At 74.8% G+C, this 15,171-nt stretch carries 14 protein-coding genes; 9 read left to right on the top strand and 5 right to left on the bottom strand.

Features of this window, described 5'->3' with window-relative positions; all coding sequences use genetic code 11:
* Positions 1–297: 297 nt before the first annotated feature.
* From C593_RS0124025 to C593_RS0124005, 5 genes are all read left to right on the top strand, one after another.
* Positions 298–1,470: a peptidoglycan bridge formation glycyltransferase FemA/FemB family protein gene (locus C593_RS0124025; RefSeq protein WP_018849883.1), complete on the top strand. Its 1,173-nt coding sequence runs from the start codon at positions 298–300 to the stop codon at positions 1,468–1,470.
* Entirely contained in the window at positions 1,467–3,245 is a 1,779-nt protein-coding gene (gene murJ, locus C593_RS0124020) for a murein biosynthesis integral membrane protein MurJ (protein ID WP_018849882.1), read from the top strand. The genes C593_RS0124025 and murJ overlap by 4 nt, the downstream gene beginning before the upstream one ends.
* 216 nt (positions 3,246–3,461) lie before the next feature.
* On the top strand, positions 3,462–4,145 hold the full coding sequence (locus C593_RS0124015) for a response regulator transcription factor (protein WP_018849881.1): 684 nt from the start codon (positions 3,462–3,464) through the stop codon (positions 4,143–4,145).
* Between the two features lie 152 nt (positions 4,146–4,297).
* Positions 4,298–5,767, top strand: coding sequence for an ATP-binding protein (locus C593_RS0124010; RefSeq protein WP_486591174.1), 1,470 nt, complete (start codon positions 4,298–4,300; stop codon positions 5,765–5,767).
* Positions 5,768–5,778: 11 nt separating this feature from the next.
* Positions 5,779–6,402 carry a hypothetical protein gene (locus tag C593_RS0124005; RefSeq protein WP_018849879.1) on the top strand — a complete coding sequence of 208 codons (624 nt, stop codon included), beginning with the start codon at positions 5,779–5,781 and terminating at the stop codon, positions 6,400–6,402.
* Between the two features lie 118 nt (positions 6,403–6,520).
* Here the strand turns inward: C593_RS0124005 and C593_RS0124000 are convergent, their stop codons facing one another.
* Together C593_RS0124000 and C593_RS0123995 are read right to left on the bottom strand one after the other, a co-directional pair.
* Positions 6,521–7,348, bottom strand: coding sequence for a serine hydrolase domain-containing protein (locus C593_RS0124000; protein ID WP_018849878.1), 828 nt, complete (start codon positions 7,346–7,348; stop codon positions 6,521–6,523).
* Between the two features lie 107 nt (positions 7,349–7,455).
* Positions 7,456–7,923, bottom strand: a complete 468-nt coding sequence (locus C593_RS0123995) for a GNAT family N-acetyltransferase (RefSeq protein ID WP_018849877.1) — start codon at positions 7,921–7,923, stop codon at positions 7,456–7,458.
* 111 nt (positions 7,924–8,034) lie between these two features.
* Here C593_RS0123995 and C593_RS0123990 point away from each other — a divergent pair, with 111 nt between their 5' ends.
* Entirely contained in the window at positions 8,035–8,502 is a 468-nt protein-coding gene (locus C593_RS0123990; RefSeq protein ID WP_018849876.1) for a MerR family transcriptional regulator, read from the top strand.
* A 5-nt stretch (positions 8,503–8,507) separates the two neighbouring features.
* Entirely contained in the window at positions 8,508–9,545 is a 1,038-nt protein-coding gene (locus tag C593_RS0123985) for an aldo/keto reductase (RefSeq protein WP_018849875.1), read from the top strand.
* A gap of 65 nt (positions 9,546–9,610) precedes the next feature.
* Here the strand turns inward: C593_RS0123985 and C593_RS0123980 are convergent, their stop codons facing one another.
* The 3 genes from C593_RS0123980 to C593_RS0123970 form a co-directional block, all read right to left on the bottom strand.
* A complete protein-coding gene (locus C593_RS0123980) occupies positions 9,611–10,465 on the bottom strand; it encodes a DUF4429 domain-containing protein (protein ID WP_018849874.1) in 855 nt (284 codons plus the stop codon).
* A gap of 77 nt (positions 10,466–10,542) precedes the next feature.
* Positions 10,543–11,763 carry an alpha/beta hydrolase gene (locus C593_RS0123975; RefSeq protein WP_018849873.1) on the bottom strand — a complete coding sequence of 407 codons (1,221 nt, stop codon included), beginning with the start codon at positions 11,761–11,763 and terminating at the stop codon, positions 10,543–10,545.
* Between the two features lie 266 nt (positions 11,764–12,029).
* Positions 12,030–12,686, bottom strand: a complete 657-nt coding sequence (locus C593_RS0123970; protein WP_018849872.1) for a TetR family transcriptional regulator — start codon at positions 12,684–12,686, stop codon at positions 12,030–12,032.
* A gap of 340 nt (positions 12,687–13,026) precedes the next feature.
* On the opposite strand from C593_RS0123970, the gene C593_RS0123965 reads away from it, so the two are divergent.
* Together C593_RS0123965 and C593_RS0123960 are read left to right on the top strand one after the other, a co-directional pair.
* Complete coding sequence (locus C593_RS0123965; protein ID WP_486591176.1) at positions 13,027–14,520, top strand: MFS transporter; 1,494 nt, start codon at positions 13,027–13,029, stop codon at positions 14,518–14,520.
* A gap of 211 nt (positions 14,521–14,731) precedes the next feature.
* Complete coding sequence (locus tag C593_RS0123960) at positions 14,732–15,145, top strand: peptidase inhibitor family I36 protein (RefSeq protein ID WP_026278018.1); 414 nt, start codon at positions 14,732–14,734, stop codon at positions 15,143–15,145.
* Positions 15,146–15,171: the final 26 nt, after the last annotated feature.

The following is a 15,171-nucleotide window of genomic DNA, read 5'->3' as shown; positions in this document are numbered from 1 at the left end:
GCCCGTCGGGGACGGACCGTTGCGCGGCGGCGGAAAGAAGCGCAAAGAAGCGGAAAGAAGTCGGAGCACGTGGCTCGACGGCGAGCGTAGGGCGGCGAAACCGCAGGTGAGAGGCGTCCGTGGCGTGTGACGGGCATTGCGGCGCAACGGTCATCGTCCGGTCACATTCGGCGGGCGGGACGGTCACGGACGGCTGTGAGCATCCGTCGGACCGCCAGGAGGGACCGCCGTGCGGGACACGGCGCCCCCGGCCCCCCGCCACACCGACAGACACACCGACAGACATGAGGTCCCACCGTGTCCGCGCTGCTCCTGCCGGCCGACCGAGGCCGCGAGACCGTGCTCGCTCCCGTCACCGCCGACGTCCATCGCGCCTTTCTGGCCTCCCCGGCGGGTCAGGCCCTCGCCCCCGGTTTTCTCCAGTGCCCGTCCTGGGGGCAGGTGAAGGAGGGCTGGCGTCCGCTGCTGTTCGGCTGGGGGCCGGACCCGGAGGCGGGGGAGCTGACGGGCGCGGCGCTGGTGCTGATGCGGCGGCTGCCCGGGACGCGCAGGTTCTTCGCGTATCTGCCCGAGGGGCCGGTCGCCGACTGGGCGGACCCCGGGATCGACGCCTGGCTGAACCCACTGCTGCGGCAGTTGGCTTCGGCGGGCGCGTTCGCCGTGCGGATCGGGCCCGCGCCCGCGCACCGGGTCTGGGACGCGGCCCGGCTCAAGGCTGCGGCCGGGCCCGGCCGCCGGATCACGGACGTGCTCGCCCGGGAGGTCGACCCGGTGGGCTCGGTGGTCGCGGAACGGCTGCGCGCCCGGGGCTGGCACCGCTGCGGCGGCGAGGAGGACGGGGACGCGCAGCCCCGCCACGTCTTCCGCGTCCCGCTCGCCGGGCGGACCACGGACGACCTGTGGAGGGGGCTCAACCAGGAGTGGCGGCGCAATGTGCGCCGGGCGCGGCGGGAGGGCGTCGAGACGGTGGTCGGCAGCGCGGCGGACCTGCCCGAGTTCCACCGGCTGCTGGGGATCACGGAGACACGGGACGGGTTCCGGCTGGGGCGTTCGCTGGCGTACTACCAGCGCCAGTACGCGGCCCTGAACGCGGAGGAGCCGGGGCGGATGACCCTGTACCTGGCCCGGCACCGGGGCGACATCCTGGCCGCGCACACGATGGTCCGGGTCGGCCGGCGGGTCTGGTACCAGACCGGGGCGTCGGCGGACCACCGGCGCGAGGTGCGGCCGTCCAACCTCCTCCAGTGGCGGATGCTCCAGGACGCCCACGCACTGGGCGCGGACGTGTACGACATGCGCGGGGTACCCTCCACCCTCGACCCCGAGGAGCGCGCCTTCGGACTGCTGCGCTGGAAGCTGGGGACCGGGGGCGAGGTCGTGGAGACCTCGGGGGAATGGGAGAGACCGTTGGACGGCACCGCCAACCACGCGCTGTACCGGGCGTTCCAGGCGTACCTGGCGCGCCGGTGACGGCCCCCGGCGCCCAGACCCCCGGCGCCCAGACCCCTGCCACGCAGACCCCCGCCACCCCGGTCCCTGCCACCCCGGCCTCCGGCGCCCGGCCCCGGGCGGAGGGGGCCGGGCACGGCGGGACCGGGCCCCGCGCGGAGGCGCCGTCGGTCGCGCGGAGCGGGCTGGTGATGGCGGCCGGGTCGCTGGTGTCCCGGGCGACCGGGTTCGCGCGGTCCGCCGTCGTCGCGGCGGCGCTCGGCGTCGGGCTGGTCGCGGACGGGTACGCCGTCGGGAACGCGCTGCCCACCATCGTCTACATGCTCCTGATCGGCGGCGCGCTGAACGCCGTCTTCGTGCCCGAGCTGGTCCGCGCGGGCAAGGAGCACGCGGACGGCGGCGCGGCCTACACCGACCGGCTGCTCACCGTCTGCGTCCTCGCCCTGCTCGCGCTGACCGCCGCCGCCGTGTGGGCCGCGCCCGCGATCATCGGCGCGTACACCGGCTACTCCGGCGAGCAGGGCGCGATGACGGTCGCCTTCGCCCGCTACTGCCTGCCGCAGATCTTCTTCCTGGGCGTGTTCACCCTGCTCGGGCAGGTGCTGAACGCGCGCGGCCGGTTCGGCGCGATGATGTGGACGCCCGTCCTCAACAACGTCGTCGTGATCGCCGTGTTCGGTCTCTACCTGGCGACCGGCGACGGCGGGCGGCTCACCCCCGGCGAGACCGCGCTGCTCGGCTGGGGCACCACCGCCGGGATCGCCGTCCAGGCCGCCGCCCTCCTCCCGGCCCTGCGGGCGGCCCGCTTCCGCTTCCGCCCGCGCTTCGACTGGCGGGGCGCGGGGCTGACCAGGCCGCTGCGCTCGGCGGGCTGGCTGGTGCTGCTGGTCCTCACCAACCAGGCCGCGTACTGGGTGACCACCCGGCTCGCGACCTCGGCGGGCCTCGCCGCGCAGCGGGCCGGGGTGGAGGGCGCGGGCTTCAGCGCGTACACCAACGCCTACGTCCTGTGGGCGGTGCCGCACGGCATCGTGACCGTCTCCCTGATGACCGCCCTGCTGCCCCGGATGAGCGGCGCGGCGGCCGACGGGGACACGGCCGCGCTGCGCCGGGACGTGGCGTACGCCCTCCGCCGCAGCGCCGCCCTGGTCGTCCCCGCCGCCTGCGCGCTGCTCTCCCTCGCCCAGCCCCTGATGGGGACGGTCTACGGGTACGGGGCGACGGGCGCGGAGGACGTGGCCGTGATGGCGGGCATCCTGATGGCCTTCGCGCCCGGACTCGTCGCGTTCTCCGGGCAGTACGTCCTCTCGCGCACCTTCTACGCGCTCTCCGACACCCGCACGCCGTTCCTGCTGAACCTGGTGATCGCCGGGCTGAACGCGGCCCTGTCGTGGGCGGCCTGGCTGGTGCTGCCCGCCCGCTGGGCGGTCACCGGGATCGCGGGGGCGTACTCGGTGGCGCTGGTGGCGGGGTGGCTGGTCACGGCGGTGGTGCTGCGGCGCAGGCTGGCGGCGGGCGGGCCGGGGGCCGGTGCGCGCGGTGGGCTGTGGCGGTCGGCGACGGTGGCCGCGCAGGCGCGGCTGCTCGTCGCGGCCCTCCCCGCCGCCGGGCTCGGGCACCTCGCGGCGCGCTGGGCGGAGCCCGGCGGGGCGTTCGCCGGGGCCGTCGCCGGGTCGGTCGCCGTCCTCGCGGTGTTCGCGCTGCTGGCGAGGCCGCTGCGGCTGACCGACCTGGACGCGCTGCTCGGCCGGGTGGCGGGGCGGCTGCGCCGGGCCGGGCCCGGCGGGAAGCGGTGACCCCGCGCGCACCGTTCGAAGCGCCGACGGCGGGCGCAGCGCGCGCCGGCTCGTACCGGGCGCACCGTTCGAGGCACCCACAGTGCGCGCAGCGCCCACAGCGCCCACAGCGCGCGCAGCGCTCAACGCGCTCAGGTCCGGGAACCGTCCGTCCCGTCCCGTGCTCTTCCTTCCCGGCGGCCCTCCCCGCCGCTCTCACCTCCTGGAGTCATCGCCATGCCCCGCGTCCTCCTCGTCGAAGACGACCCCTCCGTGCGCGAGGGGGTCGAGCTCGGGCTGCGCAGGCGCGGCCACGAGGTCCTCGCCGCCGCGACCGGCGAGGCCGGGCTCGACGCCCTGCGCGCCTTCCGGCCCGACCTGCTGCTGCTCGATCTGATGCTGCCCGGGATGAACGGGGTCCAGGTCTGCCGCCGGGTCCGCGAGACCAGCCAGTTGCCGATCATCATGCTGACCGCGCGCGGCGACGACTTCGACGTGGTCATCGGCCTGGAGGCGGGGGCGGACGACTACATCGTCAAGCCCGCCCGTACCGAGGTGATCGAGGCCCGTATCCGGGCGGTGCTCCGCCGTATCGAGGGCCCGGCCGGGGCGCGGCCCGCCGTCGAGCAGCACGGCGACCTCGCCATCGACCGTGCGGGGCTCACCGTCTCCCGGGCCGGGACCCGCCTCGCCCTCGCGCCCTCCGAGCTGAAGCTGCTGCTGCACCTGTCCGCCGCCCCGGAGCAGGTCTTCAGCCGCCAGCAACTCCTCGAACACGTCTGGGAGCACAGCTACCACGGGGACGCGCGGCTGGTGGACGCGTGCGTACGGCGGCTGCGGACCAAGATCGAGGACCCGGCGGGCAGCCCCCGGTACATCCAGACCCTGCGGGGCTTCGGCTACCGCTTCGGCCCGCTGTGAGGCTGCGCCGGGCGGGCGCGCGGTCGGGGTCCGGGACCCGGGCCGCCGCCGGCACCGCGTCCGCCGCCGGGACCGGCACCGGGGCCGCGTCCGCCCCGGGAGCGCCGAGGCGGGCCCGGCGGATCGCGCGCTTCGGGCTGCGCACCCGCCTCGTGCTCGCGTTCCTCCTCGTCGCCGTCGTCAGCTCCGCCACCAGCTCCGCCCTGACCTACCGCGAGGCCCGCAACGCCGTCCTGGCCGGCGCGCAGGACACCGCCGTGGCCTCCTTCCGCGAGCAGGTGCAGAACATGGCGCCGACCCTGCCCCCAAACCCGGACACCCTGCGCGAACTCCTCTTCTTCATCGCCTCGAAGGCCAGACCCCAGCCCTGGGTGGTCTTCGCCGAGTACGGCTCCCTGCGGGTCTCCTCCGGTCACAACCCGACCTCGACCGTGATCACGCCCGAGCTGCGGCGGGCCGCGCTCACGACCACCCACGCCAGCTTCGAGCGCGTGGTCCGCGACGGCGTCCCGTACTTCACCGTCGGCATGCCCCTGATGGTGCGCACCGACCCGGCCCGCGCCGCCGCCGTGCCCTCCGGGCTGGTGATGTTCGCCGTGATGCGCATGACCGAGCAGGAGGCGAACATCGATGCGCTGTTCACCGCCGCCCGGGACGGCGCCCTGCCCGGTCTCGCCGTCGCCGTGGTGCCCGCGCTGCTCGCCGCCCGGAGCGTGCTGCGCCCGGTCCGCGATCTGCGGCGCGCGGCGCACTTCATGGGCAGCGGCCGGCTGGACACCCGCATCCCCGTCCGGGGCCGGGACGAACTCGCCGACCTGGCACGGACGTTCAACGAGTCGGCGGGGGAGCTGGAACGCTCCGTGGACGAACTCCAGCAGGCCGAGGCCCGGGCCCGCCGGTTCGCCTCCGACGTCTCCCACGAACTGCGCACCCCACTCGCCGGGATGCTCGCCGTCACCGAGGTCCTGGACGAGGACGCGGACGGCCTCGACCCGGACACCGCCCGGGCCGTCCGCCTGGTCAGCGCCGAGACCGGGAAACTCGCGGTGCTGGTGGAGGACCTGATGGAGATCTCCCGCTTCGACGCCCGCGCCGCCGAACTGCACACCGACGAGGTCGACGCCGCCGAGACCGTCCGCAAGACCCTGGCGGCCCGGCACTGGCAGGAGCGGGTCCGCACCGACCTGCCCCCCGGCATCCGGGTCCGCCTCGACCCGCGCCGCTTCGACGTGGTCGTGGCCAACCTGGTCGGCAACGCCCTGCGGCACGGCGGCGAACCGGTGACGGTCCGGCTGTCCGCCCACGGGGAGAACCTGGTCGTGGAGGTGGCCGATTCCGGCCCCGGGATCGCGCCCGAGGTGCTGCCGCACATCTTCGACCGCTTCTTCAAGGCGGACGCGGCCCGTGCCCGCTCGGCGGGCAGCGGCCTCGGCCTCGCGATCACCCAGGAGAACGTACGGCTGCACGGCGGCACCGTCCGGGCGGCGAACGCACCGGGCGGCGGCGCGGTGTTCACCGTCGAACTGCCGCTGGGCGGGCGGCCGGACGGCGACGGCCTGCGGCCGGACGAGCCGGAAGAGGGGTCGGACGACGGGACGGACGAGAGGACGGCGCACCCATGAAACACCGCCTCATGAAGCAACGCCTCATGAACCACCGCCTCCGTACCGCCGCCTGCCTGCTCGCGGCACTCCTCCCGCTCACCGCCTGCGGCATACAGGAGACGGACGTCATCAAGGCGGGCCGCCCGCCCGTCCTGGACATCCTCCCGGGGCCGGGAATCAGCATGCTGCTGTTCTTCGTCTCGGCCGACGGCTGGACGAAGCCCGTGCCCCGGATGGTGGACAACTCCTGGCGGGCCGGGGGCAGCGAGGGTGGCACCTTCGGCTCCGAGTACGGGGAACCGCCGACCCAGGGGGCCGTTCCGGGCCCGCCCTCACCGGTCAGGGCGGTGGCCGAACTCCTCGCCGGGCCCCGCGCGGAGGAGAAGCGCGCCGGGCTCCGCAACGACCCCGCGCTGCCCGGCCCGGCCGCCGCCCCGAAGGAGATCACGGCGGAGGGTGACACGGTGACCGCCGTGTTCCCCGCCCCGCTGGGGGACCTGGGCCCGGTGGCGCGCCGCCAGCTCGTCTGCACGATCTCCCACGCGCAGCGCCCGGACGGCGGGATGCGGGTGGTGCTCCGGGGCACCGACGGCGCGCTGCCCGGGGACCGCTGCCGGCCCGCCGGAGGACCGGGCCCCGGCCCGACGGGCTGAGCCGGGCGGGCTGGGCCGGCCCAAAGGAAGCGGAGCCGGAAGGAAGCGCCCGCCCCGGGGGAACAGGACCGCGCAACCGTTTCGCCCAGCCGCCCGGACCGGGCGCCGCGGCGCCGTGCTACGCCGGGGCGCCGCCCCGCAGTTCCGCCAGGACCGCGTCCGTGAACGGCGGCCACGCCTCGATCGCCCACGGGCCGAAGGCGCGGTCCGTGAGGGCGACGCACGCGGCGCCCGCGTCCGGGTCGATCCACAGGAAGGTGCCGGACTGGCCGAAGTGGCCGAAGGTGCGCGGGGAGGACGAACTCCCCGTCCAGTGCGGGGACTTGCCGTCGCGGATCTCGAAGCCGAGGCCCCAGTCGTTCGGGGTCTGCCGGCCGTACCCGGGCAGCAGGCCCGCCAGGCCCGGGTGGGTGACGGTCATCGCCTCCAGGACCGTGCGCGGGTCCAGCAGGCGCGGCGCCTGCACCTCGGCGGCGAAGCGCACCAGGTCGTCCACGGTGGACACGCCGTCCTTGGCGGGCGAACCCGCCAGCCTCGTCGCGGTCATGCCGAGGGGTTCCAGCACGGCCTGGCGCAGGTATTCGGCGAACGGGATGTCCGTCGCCTTGGCGATGTGGTCGCCCAGCGCCTCGAACCCGGTGTTGGAGTAGATCCGGCGGGTCCCGGGCCCGGCCGACACCTTGTCCTCGTCGAAGGCGAGGCCGGAAGTGTGCGCGAGCAGGTGCCGCACGGTCGACCCGGGCGGCCCGGCGGGCTCGTCGAACTCGATCGCGCCCTCCTCGTACGCCACCAGCGCCGCGTACGCCGCGAGCGGCTTGGTCACCGAGGCGAGCGGGAACGGCCGGTCCGTCGGCCCGTGCGCCCCGGCCACCCTCCCGTCCGCACGGACCACGGCCGCCGCCGCGGTGGGGACGGGCCAGTCATCGATCATCGCCAGGCTCTGCATGCCCCCGAGCCTACGGGGTGCCCCGCGGCCGCCCGCGGGCCGCTACGGCTCCCCGGGGTCGGCACCCACGCCTCCCGGTGTCGGCACCCACGCCTCCCCGCGCGGGGCTACAGCTTCAGCCGCATCGCCGGGTCCGGGGTGCGGGCGAAGCCCAGGGAGGCGTAGAGGGGTTCGGCCTCGGGGGAGGCGCGCAGGTCCACGCGGCGGACGCCGTGCGCCCGGAACCAGTCGAGCAGGCCCTCCATACAGGCCCGGGAGTGGCCCCGGCGGCGCTGGTCGTCGTCGGTGGCGACGCTGAACACGTAGCCGGTGGTGCCCCGGGGGTTCGCCGAACTGCCCAGGCGGTGCTCGATGGTGCCGACGGCGCAGGCCGCGAGCCCGGGGCCGCCGGGCCGGTCGACCACGTACGCCGCCATGGTCCCGTCCGGGTCGCCGAGCCGGTCGCGGAGGGTGGCCACGGCGGCGGGGCGCCAGCCGAGGTCGGTCGCCGGGCCGGACAGCGACTCCTCCATGACCTGACGGAGGCGGACGAGTTCTTCGGCGTCCCCGGGGACGGCACGGCGTGCGGCGCTCATGGCGGTGCAGGCTAGTCCGGGGCGGGGCGGCCCGCGAACGTGTTCCGCCCAGCGGACGGCGGCCCCGATTCCGCTTGCCTGGAGTGCACTCCAGGGTCCTAGCGTGGAGGCATGACGGTGATCGAGAGCACACCCGCCCGGCCCGCCGCCCGCGTCGACCTCTGCCGGTCCGTGCCGCCCGCGCATCCGCGCCCCGACGGCCGCGACCGCTACACGATCAGCGAGGTGGCCGCCCTGACCGGACTCACCGCGCACACCCTGCGCTGGTACGAGCGGATCGGGCTGATGCCGCACGTCGACCGCTCCCACACCGGGCAGCGCCGCTTCACCAACCGCGACCTGGACTGGCTGGCCTTCGTCGGCAAGCTGCGCCTCACCGGCATGCCCGTGGCCGACATGGTCGCGTACGCGGAGATGGTCCGCGCCGGGGAGGACACCGTCGACGCCCGGCGCGAGCTGCTGGAGCGCACCCGCACCGACGTGATCGCGCGGATCGCCGAACTCCAGGACACGCTCGCCGTGCTGGACCACAAGATCGGTTTCTACGCGGACGCCCCCGGGGCGTCCAGGAAGGGCTGACCCCCATGACCGACAACACCTCCGCCCCCGCGGCGGACCACCGGATCGACCAGGTGCGCCTGGGCACGGACGGGCCCCTCGTGGGCGTCCAGGGCCTCGGCTGCATGGGCATGAGCGAGTTCTACGGCGACACCGACGAGTCCGCCGCCCGCGCCACCCTCGACACGGCCCTCGACCGGGGCGTCACCCTCTTCGACACGGCCGACATGTACGGGAAGGGCGCCAACGAGGAGTTCCTCGCGCCGTTCGTGGCCGCGCACCGCGACGAGATCACCCTGGCCACCAAGTTCGCCGTCGACCGGAGCGCCGGGGACGAGGCCCGGTCGGTGCGCAACGACCCCGCGTACATCCGGCGGGCCGTCGAGGGCAGTCTGCGGCGGCTCGGCGTCGACGTCATCGACCTCTACTACATGCACCGCCGCGACCCGGCCGTGCCGCTCGCCGAGTCCGTCGGGGCGATGGCCGAGCTGGTGGAACGCGGGCTGGTGCGGCACCTGGGGCTGAGCGAGGTGACCGGGGCGGAGCTGCGCGAGGCGTACGCCGTCCACCCGATCGCGGCCCTCCAGTCCGAGTGGTCGCTGTTCAGCCGGGACGTGGAGCGCAGCGCGGTCGGCGCGGCGGCGGAGCTGGGCGTCGCCTTCGTCCCGTACTCGCCGCTCGGGCGGGGCTTCCTGACGGGCGCGTTCGCCGACGCGGGCCGGGAGCTGGGCGAGGGCGACTTCCGGCGCGACCAGCCGCGCTTCACGGGCGAGAACGCGCGTGCCAACGCGGCCCTGCTGGAGCCGGTCCGCGCGATCGCCGCCGCGCACGGGGCGACGGCGGCTCAGGTCGCGCTGGCGTGGGTCCAGCAGCGGGCGGAGGTCCACGGCCTGCCGGTCGTCCCGATCCCGGGCACCCGCAAGCCCGCCCGCCTCCTGGAGAACACCGGCGCGACGGCGCTGCGGCTGGACGCGGAGGAGCTGGCGGCCCTGGAGCCGCTGGCGGCGGAGGTGGCGGGGGACCGGTACCCGGACATGTCCTCGACCTCGGCGGCGCGGGAGTAGTTCCGGAGCGGCGCGGGCCCGGCACGGCCCCGGCCCCGCGCCGCCCGGTTCCGTGCCCGGGCCCGTCACAGCTCCGCGAGCAGCTCCGCCTTCTTGCGGCTGAACTCCTCGTCGGTCACCAGCCCCGCCCCGTGCAGATCGCCCAGGTGCCGGATGCGGTCCGCGATGTCCGCCGGGTCGCGGCGGGCGGCCGGGACCGACAGGGCGGGGGCCGGGCTCTGGCCGCGCACCGACTCCAGCACGGCCGCCGCGAACGGCAGCGACTCGTGCACCGGCCCGTAGCCGAGGCCGAAGACGACCGCCGCCGGGTCCTGGTCGGGCTGCGCGGGCCCGCTCTCGTCCCCCCGGCGCAGCAGGCGCAGATAGCCTTCCAGCAGTTCCGGCGAGCGCCACTCCACCCCGCTCAGCTCGGAGAGCGCGAAACTCTGGTCGCCGGCCTTCCACTTGGCGGTCGAGGCGCCCGTCCAGAACCAGCGGAACGCCACCTTGGCGCCGTCGAAGGACGCCTTGCCGTCGTACGCCTTGAAGCCGAGGGGCGCCTCGGGCGCGGCGACCAGGTACCGGTCGGCGGGCTCGTCGGCGTGCGGGCCGATCCGGGCGCGCAGCTCGTCGGCGTAGTACTCGGCGAGGGTCTCCCGGTCGGCGGGGAGGACCAGCCGGTAGGGGTCGGAGCCCTCCTTGAGCTGGCCGTCGGCCGCGTCCATCAGGGGGTCCGAACCGGGTCTGGGCACGGCGCGCAGTACCACGGTGCCCCGCTTGCCCGGGGAGAGCGTCACCGCGGCCAACGCCTCGTGGGGGATGCGCCGTTCGCGCAGCGCGGAGAACAGCTTCGGCGCCCGTATCCCCCGTTCGAAGCGGATGAGCACGGAGTCGGTCTCGAACTCCCAGGTGGCTTGAATTCCGGCCAGTACGTCACCCATGCGCCTCATCGTATGCGCCGACCGCCGCTCCGTCGCCCCTCGGCCAAAACCCGGTTGCCGCGGCCCGCGCGCGGCCTCTACGCGCGTATTCCGCCCGCTGCGCCGCGAATACCACTGCGGCATGTGTCGTCGCCGCTCGCGCAGGTGATGCCGTCGTAGGTGCCGACACCGATCTTCGCGAAGTTGTGGACACTCTCCGTACCCGGCTCGAAATAGCCGGTGTGGCCGATCGCACGCTCCGCGGAGACCACCCGCGCGCCGAACTCCGGCGTCACGGGGTCCTCGCCGTGCCCGAGGCCGCCGACCTCCATGTGGGGCACGTCCTGGATCCAGTCGTCGCTGTCCCGGGCGGCCCAGACACGGGCGGCCGTGCCCAGTTGGGCCACGTTCTCGGCCCGCATCCCGGGGCTCCCGGCGACCGTGACGTCCTCGACCCGGGAGGGCAGGTCCCGGGCCGCGACCCCGCACACCACCGAGCCGTAGCTGTGGCAGAAGAGGGCCACCCGGGAGCTGCCCGGCAGGGCCCGGGTGAGCGCGGTCAGCCGCTGGGCGCCGCTCTCGGCGAGCCGCCCGGTGGCCGAGTCCACGCCCACGCCCGCCGGCGAGGTGTAGCCGGCCCAGGCGATGACGGCGGTGCGCACCCGGGGCGCGGCGGCCCGCTCGGCCGCGTACAGGGACCGGGCCATGCCGACGGGGGCGGAGTACCTCCGGGCGGTCCTCTGGAAGGTGAGCAGGTTGGTGCCGACGCCGGGGACGACCACCGAGACCCGCTCGGCCCGGTCGAGATCCCCGAACACCTCCGCCACCCGGCCCGGTCCGGCCGGGTCGAAGGCGAGGATCTGCCGGTCCTCGTCCATCAGCGCGCCGAAGCGGTGCATCCGCCGTACCGCCTCGTGATGGCCCTGTGGGGTCAGCCCCGGACCGGCGAGACGTTTCCGCTCCGCCGCGAGCGCCTCGCCGAGGGCCAGCCGGTTCGCCCGGTAACGCAGGGTAACCGGTGCTCCGTCGAGATTCCCGACGACATGGGGGTAGTCGGCCGCCAGCCGGCCGCTCGCCCGGTCGCCGAGCGCGGCGAAGAACGCGGCCAGCCGCCCCGGCTCCGCGTCCGCCGGCGGCAGGGCCCGTCCGGCGAGGGTGGCCTTGTGCCAGCGGGCCAGCTCCGCGCTCAGGGCGCTCCCCCGACCGCTCTGATGTCGTATGACGGTCCAGCCGGAGGTCGTCAGCATCATCAGGACGACCGTGAGTGCGAGCAGGACGCGCCAGGCGGTCGGGTTCGGAGTGGAGTCGAAGGAAGTCACTGCGGGACACCCTAGGAGACGCGCGAGGAGGCCCGTGCGGGGCGTGAGACACATCACGCGCGAGGGGGGATTGGAGCCCGGGAACGTGACGTTCCGTGTGCGGAGTGTGGGGGTGCCGGGCTGTCCGTCTCCCGGCGTGTGCGCCCTCGTTCACGGCGGGTGCGCGGGTGCGCGGGTGCGCGGGTGCGCGGGTGCGGAAGGGGTGCGGCCGCGCTCTCGGCGCCAAGGCGCCCGCCGCGCGGGGAGGTTGTGCGCCCCGGCGTGTGTCAGCCCGCCGGGCGCGCCCCCGGCCGCCGCCAGTCCTCGGCCAGGGCAGGGCCGAGTTGTGCGATGTACGTCTCCATCAGCGCCCGGATGACCTCGGCCCGGGGGTCGTCCCCCTGGCCCCAGAGCCGGCCCGCGGCCCGCATCACCCCTCCGAAGGCGGCGACCGCGACCCGGGGCCGGGGGTCCCGGTCCACGTCCAGCCCTTCGCGTTCGGCGATCAGCCGGGCCATCACCTCCTCCGACTCGGCGGAGCGCCGCATCAGCACGGCGAGCAGGGTGGGCGTCGACTCGATCACCAGATAGCTGCGCCAGTGCAGTTCGACGGGGACGATGTCGGAGATCGCCTCCTCGATGGTGTCCCAGGACGCGAACACGGCGTTGCCCATGGCCTCGAAGGGGGCCTCGTGCGGTGGCCGGTCGCGCAGGGCCGCGAGGTAGTGGGACTCCATGACGTCCTGGACGGCGAAGGCGGCCTCCTCCTTGCTGGCGAAGTAGCGGAAGAAGGTGCGCTGGGAGACCTCCACCGCCTCGGCGATCTCGTCGACCGTGGTGCGCTCGTACCCCTGCGCGGTGAAGAGTTCGAGGGCGGCCCGCACCAGGGAGTCGCGGGTGCGCTGCTTTCTGCGGGCCCGCAGTCCGGTCTGCTCGACCGTCACGTCACCGTCCTCTTCGCCGTGCGTGCTGTTGCCGTTCGTCCGCGCCGCGTTCCGCGCCGTAGCCGTAGCCGTGGGCCGCGTTCCCGCGCCCTATTCGTGCGCCGTGTTCCTGCTGCGTACCAGCTCAGGCTACCTGTGACCAGGACGACGGCGGGCCGGGCGCGAACCCGTTTGTCAACTGTCAGTCGCTGACATTAGCCTCCCGGGTATGACTAGTCAGACCACCGTCGAGAAGGCGTCGAGTGAACCCGGGGGTCCTCGGGACTCCGCCCCGGCGGCACCGGGCAGGGGGCTGCGCGGGCACCCCTGGCTGACCCTGTTCGCCGTCGCCATCGGCGTCATGATGGTCGCCCTCGACGGCACCATCGTCGCGATCGCCAACCCCGCGATCCAGCGGGACCTGGGGGCCTCGCTCTCGCAGGTCCAGTGGATCACCAACGGCTATCTGCTGGCGCTGGCCGTCGCCCTGATCACGGCGGGCAAGCTCGGTGACCGCTTCGGCCACCGCCAGACCTTCCTGATCGGCATCGCCGGATTCGCCGCGGCCTCCGCCGCGATCGGCTTCTCCACCGAGATCGGCCTGGTGATCTTCTTCCGGGTCCTCCAGGGCCTGTTCGGCGCGCTCCTGATGCCGGCCGCCCTCGGCCTGCTTCGAGCCACCTTCCCCGCCGAGAAGCTCAATATGGCGATCGGCATCTGGGGCATGGTCATCGGCGCCTCCACGGCCGGCGGCCCGATCGTCGGCGGTCTGCTCGTCGAGCACGTGAGCTGGCAGTCCGTCTTCTTCATCAACGTGCCGGTCGGCGTCGTCGCCCTCGTCTTCGGCCTGGTGATCCTCAGGGACCACCGCGCCGCGAACGCCCCGCGCTCCTTCGACATCCCCGGCATCGTGCTGCTCTCCGGTGCCATGGGCGCCCTGGTGTACGGCCTGATCAAGGCCGGTGAGTCCTGGGGCTGGGGCGGCCTCAACACCTGGCTCTGCCTGACCGGCGCTCTGGTGCTCTTCCTGCTGTTCGGCGCCTGGGAGACCCGGGTCCGCGAGCCGCTGATCCCGCTCGGGATGTTCCGCTCCGTACCACTCACCGCCGGCACGATCCTGATGGTCCTGATGGCCTTCGCCTTCATGGGCGGCCTGTTCTTCGTGACCTTCTACCTCCAGGGCGTGCAGGGCCTGAGCCCGGTCGACAGCGGACTGCGGCTGCTGCCGCTGACCGCGATGATGATCGTCTCCTCGCCGCTCGCGGGTGTGCTGATCACCAGGTTCGGGCCGCGGGTCCCGCTGGTCGGCGGCATGGTGTGCACCGCGACCGCGATGTTCGGCATGACCACCCTCACCGAGGGGACCAGCACCTTCGCCATGTCCCTCTGGTTCGCCCTCCTCGGTCTGGGCCTCGCCCCGGTCATGGTCGGCGCCACCGAGGTCATCGTCGGCAACGCGCCCCTGGAGCTGTCCGGTGTGGCCGGCGGCCTCCAGCAGGCGGCCATGCAGGTCGGCGGCGCGCTCGGCACCGCCGTGCTGGGCGCGGTGATGTCCTCCAAGGTCAGCGCGGACTTCGCGGACAACTGGCGGGAGGCGGGCATTCCGGTGCCGCCGGACCCGCGGCTGGAGGAGGCGGCCGAATTCGGCGCCGTCCCGCGCGAGCTGGCCGACGCGCCGGGGATGACGCCCGACCTCGCCACTCGTATCGGTGACGTCATCCATGACACGTTCATGTCCGGGATGGGCCTGGCGTTCACCGTCGCCGGCGTCGTCGGCGTCGTAGCGGCGGGCGTGGCACTGCTCACCAAGCGCGGTGCGAACGCGGACGCGGCGGGCGGCGGCGTGCACATCTGACGCGCCCGCCCACCACGCTCCAGGGGCCCTCGGCTAGACCTCGGAAGCGTCAATTCCGCGCCTGTGACAGCCCTGCCGGGACCTCCCGGCGGGGCTGTCGCCTATCCGGATGATCACGCCCGCAGGGTGTTCCGGCGGGGGGTCCGGGCAGGTCAGGCTGGGGATCGACCGTTCGCCAGACCCACGGGGGTTGATTCCGATGCCGATCCGCATGCGCGGGACCCTGCTCGCCGCGTTACTGACCGCCTGCGCCTTGACCACCACCGCGGCCGCGCCCGCCGCCCCGTCACCGGGCGGCCCACCCGCCGCCGCCGGGGCGGCCCCCACCGCCGCGCCCCCGCGACTCGGCGCCTGCGGGCCCGGGGAGCTGTGCCTCTGGGCCCGGGCGGGCTTCCAGGGGGCCCGCCAAGTCCATGAGCTGGCCGGGCTCGACATCGACAGCTGCGTCCCGCTCCCGGCGGGCACCGCGGCCGCCGCCCTCGCCAACCGCACCGGCCGCCCGGTGACCACCTACCAGTCCGCCGAGTGCGCCGAGACGGGCGAGTTCGAGACCTACCCGGGCAAGGGCACCTGGGTCCCCGAATCCCCGTACCGGGTCCGGGCCTTCAAGGTCTGGGAACGCTGACCTCCCCGCCCCCTCCACGGGTGGTG

The sequence above is a fragment of the Streptomyces sp. CNT372 genome (genome assembly GCF_000377145.1).
The sequence above is the reverse complement of the archived record's forward strand: the minus strand, read 5'-3'. Positions and strand labels throughout refer to the sequence as shown.

Excerpts from the sequence above, each read along its gene's own strand:
- C593_RS0124015 (WP_018849881.1), top strand. The coding sequence starts at position 3,462 with ATGCCCCGCGTCCTCCTCGTCGAAGACGACCCCTCCGTGCGCGAGGGG.
- C593_RS0124005 (WP_018849879.1), top strand. The coding sequence starts at position 5,779 with ATGAAGCAACGCCTCATGAACCACCGCCTCCGTACCGCCGCCTGCCTG.
- C593_RS0124000 (WP_018849878.1), bottom strand. The coding sequence starts at position 7,348 with ATGCAGAGCCTGGCGATGATCGATGACTGGCCCGTCCCCACCGCGGCG.
- C593_RS0123995 (WP_018849877.1), bottom strand. The coding sequence starts at position 7,923 with ATGAGCGCCGCACGCCGTGCCGTCCCCGGGGACGCCGAAGAACTCGTC.
- C593_RS0123990 (WP_018849876.1), top strand. The coding sequence starts at position 8,035 with ATGACGGTGATCGAGAGCACACCCGCCCGGCCCGCCGCCCGCGTCGAC.
- C593_RS0123985 (WP_018849875.1), top strand. The coding sequence starts at position 8,508 with ATGACCGACAACACCTCCGCCCCCGCGGCGGACCACCGGATCGACCAG.
- C593_RS0123980 (WP_018849874.1), bottom strand. The coding sequence starts at position 10,465 with ATGGGTGACGTACTGGCCGGAATTCAAGCCACCTGGGAGTTCGAGACC.
- C593_RS0123965 (WP_486591176.1), top strand. The coding sequence starts at position 13,027 with ATGATGGTCGCCCTCGACGGCACCATCGTCGCGATCGCCAACCCCGCG.
- C593_RS0123960 (WP_026278018.1), top strand. The coding sequence starts at position 14,732 with ATGCGCGGGACCCTGCTCGCCGCGTTACTGACCGCCTGCGCCTTGACC.